The sequence below is a fragment of the Stenotrophomonas maltophilia group sp. RNC7 genome, from assembly GCF_030910085.1.
GTDB lineage: Bacteria > Pseudomonadota > Gammaproteobacteria > Xanthomonadales > Xanthomonadaceae > Stenotrophomonas > Stenotrophomonas sepilia.
In genome coordinates this window covers 1-311 of sequence record NZ_JAVFVN010000793.1, presented here as the reverse complement: position 1 = coordinate 311, position 311 = coordinate 1, and the positions used below count along the sequence as shown (strand labels likewise).

At 40.5% G+C, this 311-nt stretch carries 1 protein-coding gene; it reads right to left on the bottom strand.

The genetic code is table 11. From position 1 onward, the window contains the following. A partial coding sequence (locus RCF13_RS19200) for a phosphopantetheine-binding protein (RefSeq protein WP_308141458.1) occupies window positions 1-194 on the bottom strand: 194 nt, incomplete at its 3' end. Window positions 195-311: the final 117 nt, after the last annotated feature.

Below are 311 nucleotides of genomic sequence, written 5' to 3'. Positions count from 1 at the left end.
GTCGTTTTGTAAATCTGATTGACAAGTTGAATAGCTTTGAGCGAATGGCCACCTAAATCAAAAAAACGATCTGTGATCCCTACTCGATCAATACTTAACAGTTCACTCCATATGTTAGCCAACAACAATTCCAGATCTGTTTCTGGGGCTTTAAATAGTCCACCGTCAAACGTCATCGCAGGGTTGACATCCATTCATGCCTTCCGATCAATTTTGCCATTGGCCGTAAGTGGAATGTCATCAACAAATATATATTGGGATGGAATCATATAACTAGGCAACTGCTCAATCAACAGGTTTCTAAGCTCAGC